General features: G+C 38.7%; 12 protein-coding genes, 1 tRNA gene and 2 pseudogenes. 6 read left to right on the top strand and 9 right to left on the bottom strand.

Annotated elements, in window-relative coordinates:
• The first annotated feature begins 44 nt into the window (after window positions 1-44).
• On the top strand, window positions 45-1,253 hold the full coding sequence (locus N824_RS20645) for an alpha-amylase (protein WP_235207227.1): 1,209 nt from the start codon (window positions 45-47) through the stop codon (window positions 1,251-1,253).
• Entirely contained in the window at window positions 1,219-1,536 is a 318-nt protein-coding gene (locus N824_RS34475; protein WP_235207226.1) for an alpha-amylase domain-containing protein, read from the top strand. The genes N824_RS20645 and N824_RS34475 overlap by 35 nt, the downstream gene beginning before the upstream one ends.
• Here N824_RS34475 and N824_RS20640 read toward each other — a convergent pair.
• On the bottom strand, window positions 1,533-2,801 hold the full coding sequence (locus tag N824_RS20640) for a DUF5103 domain-containing protein (protein WP_048907045.1): 1,269 nt from the start codon (window positions 2,799-2,801) through the stop codon (window positions 1,533-1,535). The two genes, N824_RS34475 and N824_RS20640, sit on opposite strands and share 4 nt — an antisense overlap.
• Window positions 2,798-4,726: pseudogene (locus N824_RS20635) on the bottom strand (ABC-F family ATP-binding cassette domain-containing protein). Before N824_RS20635 ends, N824_RS20640 begins: the two are co-directional and overlap by 4 nt.
• 39 nt (window positions 4,727-4,765) lie before the next feature.
• Between N824_RS20635 and N824_RS20630 the strand changes: the two are divergent.
• Window positions 4,766-5,797 (top strand): quinone-dependent dihydroorotate dehydrogenase, encoded by a 1,032-nt coding sequence (locus N824_RS20630; RefSeq protein WP_048907250.1) that lies wholly within the window; start codon window positions 4,766-4,768, stop codon window positions 5,795-5,797.
• A gap of 155 nt (window positions 5,798-5,952) precedes the next feature.
• Here N824_RS20630 and N824_RS20625 read toward each other — a convergent pair whose 3' ends face one another.
• From N824_RS20625 to N824_RS20615, 3 genes are all read right to left on the bottom strand, one after another.
• Window positions 5,953-6,129: a hypothetical protein gene (locus N824_RS20625; RefSeq protein WP_048907043.1), complete on the bottom strand. Its 177-nt coding sequence runs from the start codon at window positions 6,127-6,129 to the stop codon at window positions 5,953-5,955.
• A gap of 31 nt (window positions 6,130-6,160) precedes the next feature.
• Window positions 6,161-6,231, bottom strand: a tRNA-Cys gene (locus N824_RS20620).
• Window positions 6,232-6,280: 49 nt separating this feature from the next.
• Complete coding sequence (locus N824_RS20615; protein WP_048907042.1) at window positions 6,281-7,030, bottom strand: RNA methyltransferase; 750 nt, start codon at window positions 7,028-7,030, stop codon at window positions 6,281-6,283.
• Here N824_RS20615 and N824_RS20610 point away from each other — a divergent pair.
• Entirely contained in the window at window positions 7,021-9,414 is a 2,394-nt protein-coding gene (locus tag N824_RS20610) for a BamA/TamA family outer membrane protein (protein WP_048907041.1), read from the top strand. The two genes, N824_RS20615 and N824_RS20610, sit on opposite strands and share 10 nt — an antisense overlap.
• A 9-nt stretch (window positions 9,415-9,423) precedes the next feature.
• Here N824_RS20610 and N824_RS20605 read toward each other — a convergent pair whose 3' ends face one another.
• From N824_RS20605 to N824_RS20590, 4 genes are read right to left on the bottom strand one after another with little or no spacing between them, the layout of a single operon-like run.
• Window positions 9,424-9,954 (bottom strand): hypothetical protein, encoded by a 531-nt coding sequence (locus N824_RS20605; protein ID WP_048907040.1) that lies wholly within the window; start codon window positions 9,952-9,954, stop codon window positions 9,424-9,426.
• A complete protein-coding gene (locus N824_RS20600) occupies window positions 9,951-12,281 on the bottom strand; it encodes a patatin-like phospholipase family protein (RefSeq protein WP_048907039.1) in 2,331 nt (776 codons plus the stop codon). Before N824_RS20600 ends, N824_RS20605 begins: the two co-directional genes overlap by 4 nt.
• A 46-nt stretch (window positions 12,282-12,327) precedes the next feature.
• The gene (locus N824_RS20595; RefSeq protein ID WP_048907038.1) at window positions 12,328-12,801 is read right to left on the bottom strand and encodes a TspO/MBR family protein; all 474 of its coding nucleotides are present in this window, start codon (window positions 12,799-12,801) and stop codon (window positions 12,328-12,330) included.
• Window positions 12,802-12,834: 33 nt separating this feature from the next.
• Window positions 12,835-15,819, bottom strand: coding sequence for a glycoside hydrolase domain-containing protein (locus tag N824_RS20590; protein ID WP_048907037.1), 2,985 nt, complete (start codon window positions 15,817-15,819; stop codon window positions 12,835-12,837).
• Window positions 15,820-15,952: 133 nt separating this feature from the next.
• On the opposite strand from N824_RS20590, the pseudogene N824_RS20585 reads away from it, so the two are divergent.
• Together N824_RS20585 and N824_RS20580 are read left to right on the top strand one after the other, a co-directional pair.
• A pseudogene (locus tag N824_RS20585) lies at window positions 15,953-17,200 on the top strand (cystathionine gamma-synthase family protein).
• A 10-nt stretch (window positions 17,201-17,210) separates the two neighbouring features.
• Window positions 17,211-19,565: a TonB-dependent receptor gene (locus N824_RS20580; RefSeq protein ID WP_048907035.1), complete on the top strand. Its 2,355-nt coding sequence runs from the start codon at window positions 17,211-17,213 to the stop codon at window positions 19,563-19,565.
• Window positions 19,566-20,115 lie beyond the last annotated feature (550 nt).

Below are 20,115 nucleotides of genomic sequence, written 5' to 3'. Positions count from 1 at the left end.
TAAGCTTTGGGTTTCTTGATGATTTTGTATCTTAGTTGTACGGCATGAAAAATCAAACGCTGATACAATATTTTCACTGGTATTATCAAGAAGACGTTAAGCTATGGGTTAGGGTTGCCGAAGAGGTGCCAACATTTGTTGAGCTCGGAATTACAGGCCTTTGGTTACCCCCTGCTTATAAAGCAACCTCAGGGGATACTTCTGTAGGGTACGATTCCTATGATCTGTTCGACCTTGGTGAGTTTGATCAGAAAGATTGTGTGGCTACCAAATATGGAACTAAAGTAGAATACTTAAATGCAATTAAGGCACTAAAAGCAAGCGGTATAGCAACTATTGCAGATGTAGTACTAAATCATAAAGCAGGTGGAGATGAGCTGGAAAAGATAAAAGTGCGGAAGGTAAACGACCAAAATCGTAAAGAATTTATTTCGCCTGTTATGGAAATTGAAGCATGGACTAAATTTACATTTCCAGGGCGACAAGGTAAATATTCAAGTTTTATATGGGACTACCGCTGTTTCAGTGGACTCGATTTTGCTGCTAACCTGCAAGAAGAGGGAATTTTTTCAATTCAAAACGAATTTGGAGAAGGATGGGAAGATGTTCCTTCTAAGGAGCACGGAAACTACGATTACCTGATGTTTAACGATATAGAATCAAGAAACCCTGCCGTAAGGCAAGAACTGAAGGAATGGGGCGAGTGGTACTATAACACTTGTGGGATGGATGGTTTTAGAATGGACGCCGTTAAACACATCTCCCACAAATTTTTAAACGAATGGATCGATCATATGAAGAATACCTTTAAAAGGGATTTCTTTATAGTAGGCGAGAATTGGGTGGTTGATAACGTAGAAGATCTTAAATCTTATATTGAACTTACCGAAGGCCGCATGAAGCTCTTCGATTCCGTATTGCACCAAAACTTGTATGTTGCCAGTCAGCAGCAGGAGGCATACGACCTTAGTAATATTTTTGAAGGAACGCTTACGCTGATCAATCCATACTTATCAATCACGTTTGTTGATAACCACGATTCACAGCCTTTGCAGGCATTGGAATCATTTGTGTCGCCTTGGTTCCGTCCATTGGCATATGCGCTTATTCTTTTACGTGAGCAGGGGATGCCCTGCTTATTCTATCCCGATCTTTATGGTAGTGCTTATAAAGATAAAGATYAMRATSGGAANGARNGTMGWRATAGAGCTTTCCGCTGTGTTCGAATTACCAAAGCTGTGTACGGTTCGTAAAGATCTTTCTTATGGTGTTCAGCGCGATTATCTGGATCATCCAAATTGCATAGGGTGGACAAGAGAAGGTGAAGATGAAAACCCTGGTTCTGGTATTGCGGTGCTTATGAGTAACAGTGGTGCAGGAATTAAAAACATGGAAATGGGGGTTAAACATGCCAATAAAACCCTTATAGATGCACTTGGTAACGTAACTGAAAAGGTGGTAGTAAATGAAGAAGGATGGGCAGCATTTCTATGTGCCGAGAAAAGTGTTTCAGTTTGGGTATTAAAAACTGATTAACGCTTTACGTTGCCAACATTGGCGTATCCAATTAATTCTTCCCAACGCATGCCCGGTTTTTTATAATAGGCAAATACCTGATAAGTATTTAAAGTTTCAAAGAATGAACCTTCAAAAATCGCCTGGTCAATTTTTCCAGTATCCTTATTTAACCAAACATATTTATAATCATAAAGCCCTTGTTTAAGCAATATGTTTCCGTAAAAACGCTTACGCGAAGATTCAAAGTTAAGCTTACTGGCCTCGTTTAAAACGTAATTGTTAAAGCGACCAACAACGTACACATCGCCATTAGGGGTAGGGGGTACAGCATTCAAAGTAAACATTACATTTGCATAATCACCTTCTGTTGGGTCATCGCTGCCTTCTTTATTTCTGATGAAGAAACTACCATTTTCATCAACCAGATTACTGTATTTCGCTTTGCTGGTATTGACGTCTTGAAAAAGTACCACGCTGGTGGTTGTGTCCTTTATAATTTCCTGCACATTATCGCCTTTATACCGTAAGCTGCGGATATCAAATTTTCTAAACTCATTACCTGCCGGAAAATCGTTGCTGTTTACTTCGTTGTAAACCAATGAGCCAGGCTTAATAAAGTTCGGTTTTGTATTTATAATTGCCGTTTGCGGATTTCCATTCTGTATCACTATCGCTTTCAAATCCGTATAAGGATTCTGGATAGGCATTTGATGTAAAATAGTAAAATTGACCTTCTGGTTGCTAAAACGTAGTGACACCTGTGAACTGGCTACTACATCTACACCAATATTTACCACATTATCTACCACATAAAACTGCTGAGAAATAACCGGTTTTTGTTGGTTACCTTCTTCATACACCTTTAAAATATAGTTACCCGAAATTTTAGGTCTGATCTGAGTATTCGGTAAAGTCAGTTGGTAGCGTGTGTACTTTTGGATGGTGCCAAATGAATATTTATAGTCAGTTATTCTATCCTCGCTTAAGCTTTCCAGATAATCTATGGTCGATAAGCGGGATGATTTCCAATCTGAAGTGCAATGTTCAACCGTATACCAGTAATTTTTACTTCCTGCATTAAGGTCATCAAACGAAAACACCAATCGTTCATTTGATTTTAAAGCAATTACCGGTAGAGATTGTTCTTTTTGCGAGTTGTAACATTGTACCGTCTTTATTGTAGGTTGGTACACCTTGTTTTCATATACAAATTGCTGATTTTGTGCAACAGCAATTTGTATACTTAACAACAGCAAAAAAAATAATCCTGCGGGTTTTATCATTTACTTTCTAGTTCCATTATTTCAGAAGCGAGGTCCTCCCACGTATTTTGGGCAGTATCAAGCTTATGCTTGGCGGCTAAATATTTTTTATTTGTTTCAGCAAGCTTACCTGCGTCCGAATAAATTGCTTCATCAGCAATCTCAGCTTCTATAGATTTAACATCAGATTCAAAAGTTGCAATCTCAACTTCAATCTTTTTCAATTGATCATTTAGCTTTTTAAGCTGTTGCAAACTGTTTGGAGTAGCCGGTTGCTTTTCTTCTAAAGCCTTTTTAACTTCTTTTACCTCTTTATCAGGTCTTACAGGCACACTGGAAGGTTTTGCAGGAGGTCTTTTGCTATTCCATTCTTCGTATTCAGCGTAGGTGCCTGGATATTCTTTAATGTCCCTGTCTTCTATGAACCAAATTTTATTGGCAACATTGTCTAAGAAATACCTATCGTGAGATACCGCAATAAAAGTACCTTCATATTGCTGCAATGCCTGAATCAGGATGTTTACAGATTGTATGTCAAGGTGGTTGGTTGGCTCATCCAGGATCAGGAAGTTAGAGTCAGTGGTTAGCGATTTGGCTAAAGCAACTCTCGATTTTTCACCTCCGGACAATACACGGATTTTTTTGAACACATCATCGCCGGTGAAAAGGAAACACCCTAATATACCACGCAATTCTGTGTCGGTATGTTTAGGCGCAAAGGCCTGTAACTCCTCAAGAATAGTGTTTTCAAGGTGTAATGACTCCAGTTGATGCTGTGCAAAAAATGTAGTAGTAACATTATGACCTGTTTCACATTTACCTGTAAAGCCTTCGGCACCCGCTATAATTCTAAGCAGGGTCGATTTTCCCTTGCCGTTAGCACCAATCAAAGCAATTTTATCGCCTTTTTCAATTACACCCTCTGCATTTTCAAGAATTTCTACATTAGGATAGCTTTTTGTGGCTCCMKSAAWWMKSATTACRTGRYGNCMAKWYRRWWTYRASWWCTTAAACTGGAAGTTTACAGTAGGATTATCATCATCCACATCTTCCACACGCTCCATTCTATCCAAAGCTTTCATCCTGGATTGAGCCATTTTAGCTTTAGAAGCCTTCGCCTTAAAACGCTCAATTAAGCGCTCTTCCTGCTTAATTTTGGCCTGTTGATTTTTAAATTCTCCTTTTTGAATTTCACCACGTAATGCTTTTTCCTCAAGATAGAAACTGTAATTACCAGCATAAGAAGTTAGTTTTCCTTTGCGCGATTCAACAGTTTTGTTTACTACTTTATCCAGGAAATACCTATCGTGAGAAACAATTACAATAGCACCTTCAAAGGTTCCAAGATAAGTTTCTAACCATTTAATAGACGGTAAATCCATGTGGTTAGTAGGCTCATCCAGTAATAAAATATCAGGTGTTTGCAATAGAATTTTGGCAAGCATAACACGCATACGCCAGCCTCCGGAAAAGGTGTTAAGTGGTCTTAACTGATCCTGAGTACTAAAACCCAGACCTGCTAAAATCTCATTAGCTCTGTATTCTATATTATACCCATCTAAAGCTTCAAATTCCTGTTGCTTATCGCTCAGTTTATTCAAAACTTCTTCAGAATAATCTGTTTCTATTTTTTTAAGTAATACCTCAATCTCATCGTGCAATTGGTTCTGGCGTTCAAAAGCCTCCATTGCAACGTGTAATATACTATGGTGAGAATCGTAAGAAAGTAAATCCTGGTTTAAGTAACCTATTTTTAAGTCTTTGGACATAGAAATAGTACCTGAAGAAGGAGCATACTCACCTACTATTATTTTTAAAAGTGTAGATTTTCCTGTTCCATTGGCACCAATTAGCCCAACCCGGTCGCCAGGTTTAATGTGCCAGTTTGCCTCGTCATATAAGGCTCTGGAGCCTATCAGGAATGTTAAGTCGTTTATCGAAATCATGTGGCTGCAAAAATACAAACAAATTCCTATCTTCGTCCCATGTACCGTTTAATTAAGCCTATATTTTTTCAATTTGACCCCGAAAAAGTGCATTATTTCGTCGTTAAGCGACTGAAATGGTTTCATGAACACTTTCCGCTTGGCGAAACTATCCTCCGAGGAAGCTTTGATGTGAACATTAAAGGGCTTGAGCGTGAGGTTTTTGGTATTAAATTTAAGAACCCTGTAGGTTTAGCTGCTGGCTTTGATAAAAACGGTGAATACATTGAGGCACTAAGTGATCTTGGGTTTGGATTTATTGAGGTGGGTACTGTAACTCCTTTACCGCAACCTGGTAACGATAAGCCTAGAATGTTCCGTCTGGAAGAGGATAGTGCAATTATTAACCGCATGGGTTTTAACAATAAAGGCGTGGATACACTTGCTGAAAGGTTAAGGCTGTTAAAAAGTAAGAATAGCGATATCGTTGTTGGCGGTAACATAGGTAAAAACAAAAATACCCCTAATGAGGATGCATTAAGTGATTACATAAAATGCTTTGACCGCTTATTTGACGTAGTCGATTATTTTGTAGTAAACGTAAGTTCTCCAAATACTCCCGGATTAAGGGCTTTACAAGAAAAAGAGCCATTGATGGAGCTGTTAAATACTTTGCAGCAACGCAATAATAAGAATGACGTCAGCAGACCAATTCTGTTAAAAATAGCACCCGACCTTACCAATGAACAATTGGACGATATTGTTGAGATTGTAATGACAACTGGGATTGCAGGAGTAATTGCTACCAACACAACTATAGATAGAAGTAGCTTGCAAAGTCCGGAGCCGCTTAAGAGCGAAATGGGCGGTTTAAGTGGTAAGCCACTAACACGTCGTTCTGTTGAGGTAGTTAGGTATTTATCTACCAAGTCAAACAAAGCGTTTCCAATAATTGGAGTAGGAGGGATTCATTCTCCTAAAGATGCACAGGATATGCTTGATGCAGGAGCTTCGTTAGTCCAATTGTATACAGGTTTTATATACGAAGGCCCGGGGCTAATTAAAAGAATCTGTAAAGAGCTCTTAAGGTAATTCCTCCCCCGATTTTTGCGGGATCCTAAAACAGCAAAGGCAAGCCTTATTGCTAATAAAGGTCGTTTAGAGTCGTTTAAAAGTCGTTAAAAAAATAAGTATAAAAAAAGCATCTCTGCCAAACAGAGATGCCCTAATTTCTTGTAGAAAGAAACTTATGCTTTAGCAGTAAGTTTTAATAAGACCGCGTTGTTTTTAGCTAACTGATCTGTTGTAGATTGACGTGAACGGCTACCCAATTCGATGTTAGTAGCAAGTTTTAAGTTTTTCACATCTAACTTTGCGAAAGTTTTATTTCTTCTGTCTTTTCTTTTTAATCTGGTAACTGCCATGTTAATCTTTTTTTATTTATTATAAATCTTGAGGTCGAGAGCGGATTCGAACCGCTGTAGGAGGTTTTGCAGACCTCTGCCTAGCCACTCGGCCACTCGACCCTACTGAAATTCAGGCTGCAAAAATAGTAAATAATACTTATTATGCAATTTATTTCTGCAAATTTCTATTAATATCTGCACAAAGAATTGCTGCCGATATTGCAACGTTCAATGACTCAGCCTCTCCAACCCTTGGTATTGTTACCGGATTGGTAATCAAATTTATGATTTCGGGCGTTATCCCTTGTCCTTCATTGCCCAAAATCACGATACCTTCATTTCCCCATTTTGTTTCATAAATACTCGTTCCGTTCAGAACGGCACCAAAAACGGGTACTTTAATGTCTTTTAAAAATCCAGAAAGCTCTTCGTAATAAACGTTTACCCTGCTCAAAGATCCCATTGTAGCCTGTACTGTTTTTGGATTATAAATTTCAACGGTGTTGTTAGAACATATAATCTGTTTAAATCCAAACCAATCGGCTGTGCGAATAATTGTACCCAAATTACCCGGATCCTGAACTCCATCAAGCACCAAAGTAAATGACCCTTTTAGAATACTAATGTCCAAACTGCGACTTTTAGGGATGTGTACAAGCGCCAGTACACCTTGCGGAGTTTGTAAAGTACTAATCTTATCCAGTTCGGCGTTGTTTATTTCAAATAACTTTATATTTGCAGGCAAATTGGGCAGTAAAGACTGATATTGAGCCAGATAATAAATGCTGTGTATTTGGTATGAAGATTGAATAAACTCTACAATAGATTTTATACCTTCAATAATAAATATCCCATTTTCTTTACGGTACTTTTTTTGATGTAACGATTTTATAAACCCTATCTGAGATTTTGAAAGCATACTATAATAATAAAAGGAATGTCCATTTTCATGCAATATTACTATTTATTCTTGTTTTTGTTACGGGATGCTCCTCAACAAAATATATTGCGGACTACCAATCTATTGTTAAAAATGTAGAAATAGACAGCATAGATAAAGCTTTTGAGGAAGAAGCGCTCAATTATATTCAAAAAGATATCAGACCCACATCAACAATTGGTATCAATGTTATTATTTATAACATGTTCAATACCAAAGATGGTCGTTATAAAACTACCAATATAAAGCCGCTTGGTACGCCGCCTCCAATTCTTGACAGTGCATTAGTTGAAATCTCGCGTAGTCAGATAGAAAAGTTTTTGATGAGTAAGGGGTATTTTAAGGCGAAAGTGAAATCAGAGATAAAGGTTAAAAAGAAACGTGCAGAAGTATTTTTTAAAGCAAGTCCAGGTCCTGCTTTTCATGTCAATAAAATAAAGTATGAAATCCCTGACGAACTTGTTAATAAATTTTACATGGAAAGTCGGACTGCTGAGAATTTCCTAAAAGAGGGAATGCGGTATGATGACGATTCTTTAGCCCATGAACGTGATCGGATCTATACGGTGATGAAAGAAAAAGGCTATTTCGATTTCGCAAGGCCTTACATAAAATATGAGGTCGATTCGAACTTAAATTCCAGCAGGGCTAATGTTACCTTGATTATAGATAATCCCCAGGACAAGTCCAAACATGAGCAATTTTACATTGGTGAGGCCAACGTAATTATTGCTCCAAATGCAGATGGTTTTCCGGATACACTTAACATGAACGATAAGGTTTTTAGGGGTTTAAGGTATACCGATCTCTCTAAAAAGTTTAGAAGGAATCCTATTGTTCGGTATAACTTTCTTCATCAGGGCGAGATTTACAATATTTACAATGAGAACCTTACCTACGATCGTATGTATGAGCTTAACGTTTTTAAAAATGTTAAGATAGATTATAACAGACCAAAGGATAGCCTCAATAAGGTGTTCCCGGTTATCCAGTTAATCCCTCAAAAAATAATGAGCAACAGGGTAGAGGGAGAGGTACCTTTTAATGCAGGTACTGTTGGCTTCAACTTATCAAATACGTATACAAACAACAACATGTTTCGTGGAGCGGAGCGATTTGAATTTCAGGTTAAAGGAGGACTGCAATCCAGAATTGGGCAGGGGAATTCTTTATTCAAGGATATTTATCAGCGCGATTTTTCAATTAGTGCTAACCTGACCGTTCCAAGGTTAATGTTGCCTTTTATTACTGCCAGACCGGGAAGAAGGGGTGGTATGCCACATACCATATTCTCTACCAGTTATGTATATGCGCAGCAAAAAAGCTTTTTTGAACGTCATGTTTTTCTTAGCTCACTAACTTATGAGTTTGTGGAATCGAAATCCAAATACCATTCTGTTACTCCTTTAAATTTTGAGTATAGGTTTGGAGGACTCCTTTTCGATGTTGATGATCCAAATAATCAAGCTGAATTGCTTAAGAATTTTTATAATCTTTTATTGTTAGATAGAAGGGACATCACGCTTGGTATTAAATACACTTATTCCCTAAATGCCGATAAACTGCTGACAAACGGAAGCTTTATTTATTTTAGAGGAAGCATGGATTTAGCGGGTAATATGTTACAGTTGGCAACTAGTATTGCAGGTGATAAACCTATTCTTTCGCAAGATAAGTATGCCACAATATTCGGCCTGCCATTTAATCAATATATGCGGCCAGAGGTAGATGTACGCTGGTATAAAAGCCTTGGAGGAGAGAAACAGTTTGTTGCCCGTTTAAATAGCGGAATTGGCTATGCTTATGGGAACTCTAAATCTGTGCCGTTCGAGAAATTGTTCTTCGCAGGTGGGTCAAGTGGCATCAGAGCTTGGCAAGCCAGAACCCTCGGTCCTGCAAATTATGACAGAGGTAAGGCGCTTGACTCTGATACTGCAAGAAGGGCTTTGTATGGCCTTGATCAGCTTGGCGAGCTACATATTGAGGCGAATTTAGAATACAGGTATAAGCTACTGAATAAGTTTTTTGGAGCCAAATTGAAAGGTGCTGTATTTTTAGATGCCGGTAACGTATGGAATGTGACCAGAACCGGTACCCCATCAACCTATTTCGATTTCAAAAAACTGGGCAGTCAAATTGCTTTGGGTACAGGTATGGGTTTCAGGTACGATGTGCAGTACTTTGTATTTAGGTTTGATGTGGGGTTAAAACTTAAAGATCCGCAGTTTGAAGGTTCCGATCAATGGATGTTCAAACGGTTCTTTACCGGGAATAAGAAGTTTAAAGACGATTATTACCTTACCCATAGTCCGGAAAGGTATCGCTTTGTGCAATACAATTTTGGTATAGGGATGCCTTTTTAAGTACTCTGCTTAAAACATTCGCTTTAAGCCGTCAAATATAGTCTCGAAGAAAGTAGACAGATTTAAACCGTTGCTGTGATTAAAATAGATGAATATTAAAAGGATAATCACTGCGGCTATAATGAACTTCCTAAATGCGAAAGCCAAAAAGATGATCAGTGCAGGGAATAATATCAGCCACATACTGTTTATCACATAAGGAGTTAAAGTGCCTTCCTTTTTATGAACATATAAAAGTTTGCTATGTGTGCCAGTGTCGTTCTGATGTTTGATATACACAAAGGCCGAGCGTTCCAATTGCAATGGTAGCACACCAACACCTCCATTAAATTTAATAGGCTGAGTAAAACCGCTTACACTAAAAGTATAAGTGCCATTAATCTTTTCTATAGGTATGTCTAAAGAATCAGCTGCTATAATGGCAAGCTTGCTGTTTTTGAGCAGGCTCTCTTTAACTATAAAATTATTGATGTCTGCATTTTGAGCAAAGCCGGAAACACACATTACCAACAGCACTATCAACAAATATATTCTTCTCATTCTATAGATCGTTTATTGTAAATTAGATACCCCAAATGTAGTAAAACCCCGTTTCTTTTTATCGGGTCATCATATAAATTATAACTAAAGCTTATAGGGCCAACCGGGGTATGGTACACCAGGCCTGCAGTGGCAGCATACTGCCATTTGGTAAGCGGTTTCATACGGTCTATTCCCTGGAAGCCTACCTTCTCAAATTTCTGATATGGCAAAAATACATAACCCTCAACCCTTAAGTCAAGATTTCTTTTAATGCTGTATACGTTTTTAATTCCTCCTGCAAAGTAGCTGGTGGCCCTAAAGTTTTCTAAAAACACAGATCTGCTGTCTTGCAATGGATAAAATGCGGGTGAAGCAAGTATGGTAGAGTAGTAATTAGAAAATAAAGGCTGGTTTGAAATCACCGCTTCGAGTAGGTAGCCCAAAGAATATTTGCGTTTTGCGAAGAAGTAGTTTTCATCACTAACCTTTAAATTGAACCATTGTCGGTATTTTCTGTCTACTTTGGTTTTGCTTGCTGCAAGCTCCGCAGATTCTGTTAAGCCGTCGGTAATGTTTCCTGGTGTGTAACTCTCTCTCCCTGCAAAATAATTTAGACTTAACAGGAAGTTACGGCCTTTACTGGCGTATTGCTTACGATTAAAGGTGTACTGTTCAAAAGCAAAGGTAGATCTGGAAGCATTGAACACAGTTTTGTCTAATTTATTGCCTATTTCAAAGGTATTATTCGGACTATACCCATCGTAATTGTTAATAAAGGCAGTATTCAGGGTTACTTTGGTATTCCGGTTTAGCGGAAATCCAATCTTTAAATCTATTTTTCTATCTGTCTGCTCAATATATGTAGGGTGAGGGTTTTCAATAAAAATGGAGCTGGTTTTGTAGTAGTCAAAGTGATTATAGGTCATTTCCATAGCAAGGAATAATGGTAATCGAGAAGGATAATCTATTCTTCCATTTACTTGTATAGATTCATAAAAACGACCTGAATATAAGTTAGTGCCAAATGTATACGATTTCTGGTTTAGATAGTTGTACTGCATTCCAAGAAATACATTACTGATTGGTCGGGTGGATATGTTCCCTCCAAAGTCAATTTTAAAGTTTTTTTGTGGTTTGGCCACAATTTCAAAATTATAGCTGTCAGAAACCGGGTTGTAGGTGATTTTGGGATAAATGGTTTCAAAGGTTTCATCTGCTACCAGCTTGTAATAACCTTGTTTAATGTCATCAAGATCAAAGGTGTTCTGATCTCTTTTGAAAAGGCGCTCGATGTATTTTTTCTGCTGAGCATTTACTCCAGATACGGTTACACCACTAAAAAGCAGATTAGGTTTTTTATTGTTGAACTGAGTTCTTTTAATCATCAGATCTCCGGTGGTTATCCGTCTGCTTATCTTTTTCTTAATCTGGTCCATGTCGGCAATAGTTGCATCATAGCCTTGTTTTATCAGTTCCTCTACCGGGTTGAAATTGGTTGAAGTATACCCCCTTAGGTTTGGCTGGATATAAATACCGTTTGGGCCAATAAGGGTAGAGTCTGATTTAGAAAGAAACATAAAAACCATCAGGCGGTTCATTAACCGCTCATCATTGTTTTTAGGATATTCATTGAAGTTTTTCGAAGACACATTAGAACCAATAATTACATCTGGATTAAAGGTTTCCTTCATGACATCGGCCGGAAAATTATTATAAAGACCGCCATCAAAAACATACTTGTCGTCTAGTTTTATAGGGCGGTAGATCAATGGAACAGTCATGGTTGCTCTGACGGCATCAGCTAAACTGCCTTTTTTTACAGTTATGCTATTTTGCGACAACACGTCAGATACCATGCAGCGGTAAGGAACAAACAGATTGTCGAAATTATCTTTTGAAATAGCAGATGCCTGAGCAAAGAGCTCTAACAGGGCGAAGTTTAAGGGGATGTCATTTACCAGATTAGATCTGAAATTAAACCTTAAATTAGAGTCGACAGAGAGCTTTGCTGTAATTATTGAGGGGTTAATGTTTTTCTTCTGGAAGAAGAAGCTGTAATCGCTCTTGAATCTTCCGCTTACCCAATCCTGAAAATTGCTGCTTAAAGCTATTTTCTCTATTTCGGTTGGCGAATAGCCCGCTGCATACATTGCACCAACAATACCACCCATAGAAGTTCCGGTAATGTAGTCAATAGGAATATTGTTTTCTTCGAGTGCTTTTAATATGCCTATGTGGGCAAGCCCCTTGGCCCCACCGCCACTCAGTACCAAGCCAACCTTTTGCGCATTTACATTTAATGCGGTTATAAATAGAAAAAGGAAGAGTAATCTTTTTATAAGCATGGCTCATAAAAATAGGAGTTTTATTTCATAATGGCGATCTGATTAATCAGTTTAACGAAAATATGCTGTACGTTAAAATTGTAGCAAAGCCGACCCATAAAATATATGGGATGAATAGTAAACCTGCAGTTTTGTCAATTTTATAGAATACCATTGCATTTATAATGATGACAAGCAGCAGGGCAATGATTTCAAAAAGTGCCAGTCCAATTTCGTGGGCATAAAAGAACAGGAACGACCACATTACATTCAACACAAGCTGTATGAGGTATATGGCCACTGTACGTGTGAAATATTGAACTTGCTCTCTTTTTAACCAAACCAGGTAGGCAGCAATTCCCATTAAAATAAAAAGAGTAGTCCATACCGGTGCAAATACCCAGTTTGGTGGGTTAAAAGAGGGTTTGTTTAGGGTTACATACCATGTTTTAACATATTGAGAAGTAAACCATGCGCCGATAGCACCCATAGCTAAAGGAATAGCAATATTAATAATAAAAGCAAATGGTTTAAATCTCATGTTCTGTTAAAAATTGTTGTGCAATGTTACAAGTTAATTTTCTTTAACAACAATCATCCAGCCTTTGTTTTTTGTTACCGGGATCTCATCAGCAGCGGCAAAGGTTTTTGAGGGTTGAAAGTTCTTAATCTCCGGGGCAGTGATTGTAGCCTTTGCCGGGTCAATTCCCAACGCTTTCCAGTCTATGCTTAGTTTTATTTTTGTATTCTCTTTAGCCCAGCTTGCAAGTGCTATCAGCACGCTTTTATCTTTCTTGTAAATGGTTGCCAATACATCGGGATTGTTGGTTTTAACCGGATTGTTTTCTACCCAATAGCCGATCATTTTAGTGCCCTGCATTCCAAAATCGTCCCATGCTTTCCATACTGCACGAGGGTCTGCACCATCGCTCCATGGCATGCGGTTAGTCATTCCGTAAACCATTCCGCGCCATGCGTTACCACCGTCTTGCAGCATTTCGCCCATTAGTCCGAAAGGTATACCCGAAGATTCTGTTAAAAAGAAATCAGGAGTACTTTTTTCGTAGTCGAAATACTCACCAAACCATAAGCGGTTTAGATAAGGGAAATGCTCCATATATAGGTTTGCGCTGTTGTTAAAACCATCACTTTTATTGTATTGGTTTGCCGAGTGCAGGTCTATAATGCCTGGGTGTCCATTTTGAGTAAGTACACTTTTTACACGTTTCATTGTAGTTCTGTCGAAAGCTACATCGTCCAGATAAAGCCCGTCTATACCAACATTGTTAACTAGCCAGTTCATGCCTTCAACATAATAGTTATGCCAGCGGCTCATTCCACTATTAACAACGGCTGCATCTTTTATTTCGGGTACATACCATGCCGCTATGTAATCTTCACCAAGGTGTTCCTGTAGCCATGAATAGCCGCCGCCTTTACCGGGCGAGTAGATTTCGTGACCTAAGCTGCGCAGTGGAAATGTCTCGTAAGCACTGTTCGATAATTCGCGAACCGTATTGTAAATTTTAACCTTAAGCCCCTTTGAATGTGCTTCATCAATATAGGTTTTCATTTCCTTGTGGGCAATAAAAGGATAATTGATGAATGGATTAATAGGAGTGGCGTGGTGTATGTTTATTAGTGTTGCGCCTGTTGCTTTAATGGTATCCAGATCGTTGTATTTATGATAAAAGCGGTTGCTCCACTGAAAGTCAGTATTGATTGGGTGGAAAGGGGTAATTAACAATGTGAAGTTGTAATATAGTGTATCGCCCTTTTTCATCAGGCGTTCTCCGCTGTAATTATCGGCCAGAATTGCCTGCCCTTTTTTTGCAATCTTAATACCCCCTTTACCATCGTTACCCCATGATGTTGGCAGTAATAAAGGTTTCTGTAAATAGAAGTTTGTATTTAAAGGACGAACATAATGATTGTCTCTTAATGAATATTGTAAACCTGCGTTTACATCGCCTATCCAGGCACCATCCTGGTTTTTGTTGGCAACATCCCATTTCCAGTTTAAAGAGTCCGGGCGATAACCGCCTTTTTGACCAAGGCCCATCAAATATTTAGCCGCTGTAGGAGTGAAGGGAATGTGCAAGCTAATGTTGCTCAGTTTTATATCACTTACTGCAATGAATTTAACTGTGTACGATGCAAAACCATCAAACTCGAGTGAGGCATTTACCTCCATGTTTAAACTGTCGGATGTGCTTTTTGAAGTCCACTTTGCAATACCCGGTTGTTTATCTGTAAAGGTAATTTCGGAAGTTTTAAATTTAATATCCTTATGGTTTGGTCTTGTTACATGAAAATGAACGGGCTCAGTAAGAATGTTTTTTGGAGTGGCCGATAATTCTGTCATTTCCGGTGTAAAAAAAGTTTGTATCCGAGCAGGTAAACCGTCCTGATTTATGGTGAACTTTCTGCCAAGCAGAGAAATGGTTTTGTCATTTATAACAAGAGGAATGTAAGGGGCAATAATCTCATTCTTCTCTGCCATTGTTGAGTTTAGCCATTTAAGCCGGGTTTGCTTTTGCGGTTCATTTATACCCCCATCTGCCAGAACAGTGTTGTTTACTGTTAGCGTAATATGGATGGTAGTGCTGGCTGAGCCTTTGGCGCTAACAGTTGCTGTACCTGTATATGTGCCTGCATCAATGTCTAAAGGGATATCAGCAAGTATCCATAGTGCCTGAACTTTGTTTTTGGCTACGTTGACAGTTTTATGTAACGGGCTGCCATCCCAGTTAACTCCATCGGTATTTAAACATGAAAAAGCTTTTGCAGAAATGGCTTTGCCTGCTTTATTTTTTAGATCACTAAAAGTAACTTTAACATCGTTTATATCTTTTTTTACCGGATAAATACCAAGCTGATAGGTGTAGTTTTCTCCTTTAGAAACTGTTCCGGAGAAAGAGTTCTTTACTCCTTTTGTGATCCATAACTGAGGCAGATCGTTCTGCATTTTTATTGGGTTAACCCTGTCTTCAGTAAAAACAAGGTAGTCTTTTTGCGGATGTTGTTTAATCAGGTTTTTAGTTTCTGCTGCGGTTGCAATTACTTCCATAGGATAGAAACTGCTCATTGCATTGATGGCCTCTATGCGTACAAGTTTGGCGGGTACAGCATTTGCGGTTGATTTTGACCACTGGTTCTCGGCCGTCGGAGCTTTTCTATACTGAGCATTTGGATAATTTGAACGCCCTTCTACCTGGTATGGCATGTAATAAACATAATAAGTGCCGGCTCCCGAGGTTGGCTCAAAATAGATAGTCCCTTGTTCTCTGCTGATGTTTGCAGCCTTTACATTTGTGATTTTGCTGTTGGTTTTTGCATCAACCACCCAGATGTCTTTAAGCTCGGGATGGGTGTCTCTTCTTCGCCATTCGATAGTTGCTTTTGCTACATTTCCAGCGGCGCTTACCGTTAGCACAGCTCTATGGTTCCCCAGAGAGTCCGGATTCCAACTGTCGTTTCCGGTACCGTATTTAATTTGTTGAGCGCTAACTCCTGTTATCAGGAATAAGATGAAAATAAGTACTAAAGATGGTTTCATTGTGTGTTTTAGATTTAATGGTAAAAGTAACCATTCTGATAATAGGCTGGTAATATTTCAGATTTCCTATGCAAAACGTCTTTTTTTTAAAATAAAAGATGGAAGTTTGTTTTCTTGAATAAATTAAGTTTAAATGAGCGATAAAAAAGGATTTACAACCACCATACTTCATTCAGACCGTCTTTTGAAACCAGAATTCGGTGCATTACATCAACCTGTTCATAACGCAGTAACCTGGGGATACGATGATGTCCAGGGCCTGGTAAATGTTTTTCAAAACAAAACAAAGGGTTATNCWWWTTYYYGTCMKSGNAATCCAACAACAACAGCACTTGAGCATAAAGTAACACAAATGGAACAGGGTCTTGCTACTGTTTCTTTTGCTACGGGAATGGCTGCCATTTCTTCAACAATACTGGCTTTAATAAAGGCAGGCGACCATATTATTGCAAGTTCATACCTTTTTGGTAATACCAGAAGTATTATGCAGACCTATATGGACATGGGTCTGAGCATCTCTTTTGTTGATGCAACAGATGTTCAGAATATTAAAAATGCCTATCAGGAAAATACCAGAATGGTGTTTGTAGAAACCATTGCAAACCCCGCTACTCAAATATCAGATCTAGGTGCTATTGGCGATTTTTGCGAGGACAAAAAATTGATCTATGTAGTAGATAATACAATGACCTCACCTTACTTGTTCCGTCCGGTTGCAGTAAAGGCTAGTCTTATCATTAACTCTTTAACAAAATATATTGGCGGTCATGGTAATGCATTAGGTGGCAGTGTGACTGACACGGGCCTATTCGATTGGCTTAGCTTCCCTAACATTGCACCAATAATCCGCGAGCAGATCCGTCCGGAAATGCAGGGAATGACGCAAATAAGAAAAAGAGGCCTACGTGATGGCGGTGGTACGCTTGCTCCTGAAGCAGCACACAGTATTTCTGTAGGTTCTGAAACTATTGCTTTAAGACTTGATCGTGCCTGCAGTAATGCGGCTACACTTGCAACGTTTCTTGATAACCACCCCTTAATCAGTAAAGTTTATTATCCCGGTCTGAAAAGTCACCCTCAGCATGAGCTTGCTTCAAGTTTGTTTCATCGCTATGGCGGATTACTGAGTTTTGCACTTGTTGATGGTATTGATTGCTTTAAGTTCCTGAATGAGCTTAAACTGGTTATCAAATCAAGCAACCTTGGTGATACCCGCACACTTGCTATTCCGGTTGCGCATACCATATTCTTCGAATTAGGTAAAGAAAGACGTGATGAAATGGGAATTCCTGACTCTATGGTTAGAGTGTCTGTTGGTATTGAAGATACAGAAGATCTTATTCAGGATTTCAGCACTGCTTTTGAGGCTGTTTCCAATTAATAATAATACAATGAATAGAATAATAGCGTGCTTGTGTTTAAGCATTTTCATCTGTTTTGCAGCGAGTGCACAACAGAATAAGATTTCAGGAACGGTTAAAGATGCTAAGGGAGTTCCTGTTGATGCAGTAACAGTACAGGTATTAAATACAAATATAAGTACGGTTACAGATTTGACAGGTGCTTTTGAGCTTGTTAATGTTCCTCCGGGTAAAGTAAGTTTAAGGTTTACTGCGGTGGGTTATGCAGCAATAAATAAACTGGTAACCGATGATAGCAAGAGCCTGAATATTACTTTAGAAGATGCCGGGTTGAAATTGGACGAAGTAATTGTTTCTGCACAGAAAACAGAAGAAAATGTTCAGAATATACCCTCCAGTATATCTGTTTTTTCATCAGTAAAAGTGAATGATTACAGGATACAGAACACAAGAGACTTGTCGGCTATTGTTCCAAATCTTTATAGCAGTAACCCCGGTGATGGAAGGAATGTAACCTCAATAAGGGGTATTACTACAACTTCTTACGATCCGGCTGTAGCCACTTATATTGATGGTGTAAATCAATTTGGATTGGATACCTATATTTCTTCTCTGTTTGATGTGGAAAGGATAGAAGTATTGCGTGGCCCCCAGGGCACTTTGTATGGCAGAAATGCAATGGGTGGGGTAATTAACATTATCACCAAAAAGCCTGCAAATTATACAACCGGTTTTGCTGGTGTTGATATTGGGAATTATGGTCAGCAGCGTTATAGCGCAGGTATCAGAACTGCCTTAATTAAGGATAAGTTATTTTTTGGTGCGGCAGGTCTGGTTAACAGGCAAAGTGGGTTTTATACCAATGAGTTTAACAATAAAAAATATGATCGTTTACATGGCTACCTGGGCAATTATTATCTGAAATTTCAGGGCAGCTCAAAGTTTGATTTAACTTTAAATGTAAAGCATAATGAGAATCGTAATGATGGAACATTTCCATTAGTGGCTTCTGTTGAAGGTGCATTAAGTAATCCTTTTAAAGTAAACCAGAATACGTTAACCACGATGTTTGATAATCTGCTTAACGCTTCATTGTCTGCAAATTATGCTGGTGATGGTTTTAATTTTACCTCTCAAAGTGCTTATCAGTCTAACTACAGGTATTATGATAAACCGATAGACAGTGATTTTTCGCCGATCGATGGAATTTCTCTTATCAATAACTATGGGAAGGACTGGAATAAGATACAGGTATTAACTCAGGAGTTTAAGTTCAGCTCCCCTTCGTCATCTGATTCAAGGTTTAAATGGGTAGGAGGTGTTTATGGCTTCTATCAGAAAAATCCTGTAAAACAGGGCTTGTCTTTTGGTGAAGATGCAGAATTGGTTGAATCTTTACCAGGCCTTAGTATCTTAAGTGTTAACAATGGAAAAAGTTTTGGCTTAGCTGCCTTTGGTCAGGTTAGCTATGCAATAACTGATGAGTTGTCGGTAACTGCAGGTTTACGTTATGACTATGAACATAAAAAACAAGGTGTATACGGCGAGATGTTAATGCCTGGAGAGACGCAACCTATAGTTGAGCAAAAAGATACCAGTGCCACAGCTAGTTTTAAGGCGTTATCTCCTAAGGTTAGTCTTGCTTATTCGTTTGTACCTGATCATAGTTTTTATGCAACTTACAGCCGAGGTTTCCGTGCTGGCGGTCTAACTCAGATCGGCTCCGACAGAACTGCAAAGCCTTTAGTGGCCTACAAGCCAGAATATGGTAATAATCTAGAATTTGGATCTAAAAATACGTTTTTCGATCAGCGCTTAAGTGTTAATGTTGCTGCTTTTTACGTAAGGCTTACTGATGCGCAAATTCCTGTGCTGATCTTGCCAGATGCGATAACAATAACCAGAAATGCAGGAAAATTAAGTAGCAAAGGTGTTGAGGTTGAGCTTTCGGCAAGACCTGTTAAAGGACTAAGCGTTGATTATAACTTTGGCTATACTGATGCAAAATATAAATCATTGAGTTTGCCGGTAGATAAGGAGGTTGTGAATTTTGATGGCAACAAACAGATCTACACGCCGGAGATGACTTCTATGCTTGCATTACAGTACAGCTATCAGGTTGAAAATCTTAATAAACTGAATTTAATTGCACGAGGTGAGTGGGCATACACAGGAGATCAGTTTTTTGACCTTCAAAACCGGTTTGAGCAAAAGGGCTATCATTTGTTCAATGCAAAAGTTGGTGTTTCTAATAAGAGATTTGACTTGTTTTTCTGGGGAAGAAATCTGAGTGATAAAACCTATTTAGATTATGTTTATGATTTCGGTGCTGCCCATTTGGGTAACCCGAAAACATATGGAATTTCACTGGCAGGAAGGTTTTAAGCATTCGTAACCGTCAGCCCGTCGTCTCGATAGGAGAGATCTCTTGATCATGAAGTAGTTGCGTAGCAAATTAACATAAACAAGAGATCTCTCCTATCGAGATGACGGAAGTACAGGAAAGAAGTCTACAAGAAAGATGAATGTATAAAAAAGAGGGTTCACTTCAAAATGGGCTACGGACGTCACCCAAATGAACATTAAAGGGGAGAAGATTTACTTGTCTCCTATAATTGACCTGTTCAATGGGGAAGTCATAGCTAWRWTCGGAATGTTGATATTGCCAGCCTTGGTCAGAATGAAAAATAAGTCCAAWTATGCAGATGATAGAGAAAATGTTATATGAAGCTTTCGAGATATTCTTCCGCAGTTTCAAAGCTCTGTCTGTCCAGAAAAGGAAACTGCTTAGATAATGCCTTGGCCGAAAGCTTTTTTGGCATCATGAAGACAGAATTGYTGTACTTCCGTCATCTCGATAGGAGAGATCTCTTGTTTATGTTAATTTGCTACGCAACTACTTCATGATCAAGAGCTAAGATCGGAAGAGCGTCGT

The organism is Pedobacter sp. V48, from assembly GCF_000523515.1.
In the GTDB taxonomy this organism is placed as follows: Bacteria; Bacteroidota; Bacteroidia; order Sphingobacteriales; family Sphingobacteriaceae; genus Pedobacter.
This window is presented reverse-complemented; position numbering and strand designations above follow the sequence as displayed.

Bases quoted from the DNA above. Each gene is read 5' to 3' on its own strand.
- N824_RS20640 (WP_048907045.1), bottom strand. From the start codon at position 2,801: ATGATAAAACCCGCAGGATTATTTTTTTTGCTGTTGTTAAGTATACAA.
- N824_RS20615 (WP_048907042.1), bottom strand. From the start codon at position 7,030: ATGCTTTCAAAATCTCAGATAGGGTTTATAAAATCGTTACATCAAAAA.
- N824_RS20590 (WP_048907037.1), bottom strand. From the start codon at position 15,819: ATGAAACCATCTTTAGTACTTATTTTCATCTTATTCCTGATAACAGGA.
- N824_RS20580 (WP_048907035.1), top strand. From the start codon at position 17,211: ATGAATAGAATAATAGCGTGCTTGTGTTTAAGCATTTTCATCTGTTTT.
- N824_RS20605 (WP_048907040.1), bottom strand. From the start codon at position 9,954: ATGAGAAGAATATATTTGTTGATAGTGCTGTTGGTAATGTGTGTTTCC.
- N824_RS20630 (WP_048907250.1), top strand. From the start codon at position 4,766: ATGTACCGTTTAATTAAGCCTATATTTTTTCAATTTGACCCCGAAAAA.
- N824_RS20625 (WP_048907043.1), bottom strand. From the start codon at position 6,129: ATGGCAGTTACCAGATTAAAAAGAAAAGACAGAAGAAATAAAACTTTC.
- N824_RS20600 (WP_048907039.1), bottom strand. From the start codon at position 12,281: ATGCTTATAAAAAGATTACTCTTCCTTTTTCTATTTATAACCGCATTA.
- N824_RS20595 (WP_048907038.1), bottom strand. From the start codon at position 12,801: ATGAGATTTAAACCATTTGCTTTTATTATTAATATTGCTATTCCTTTA.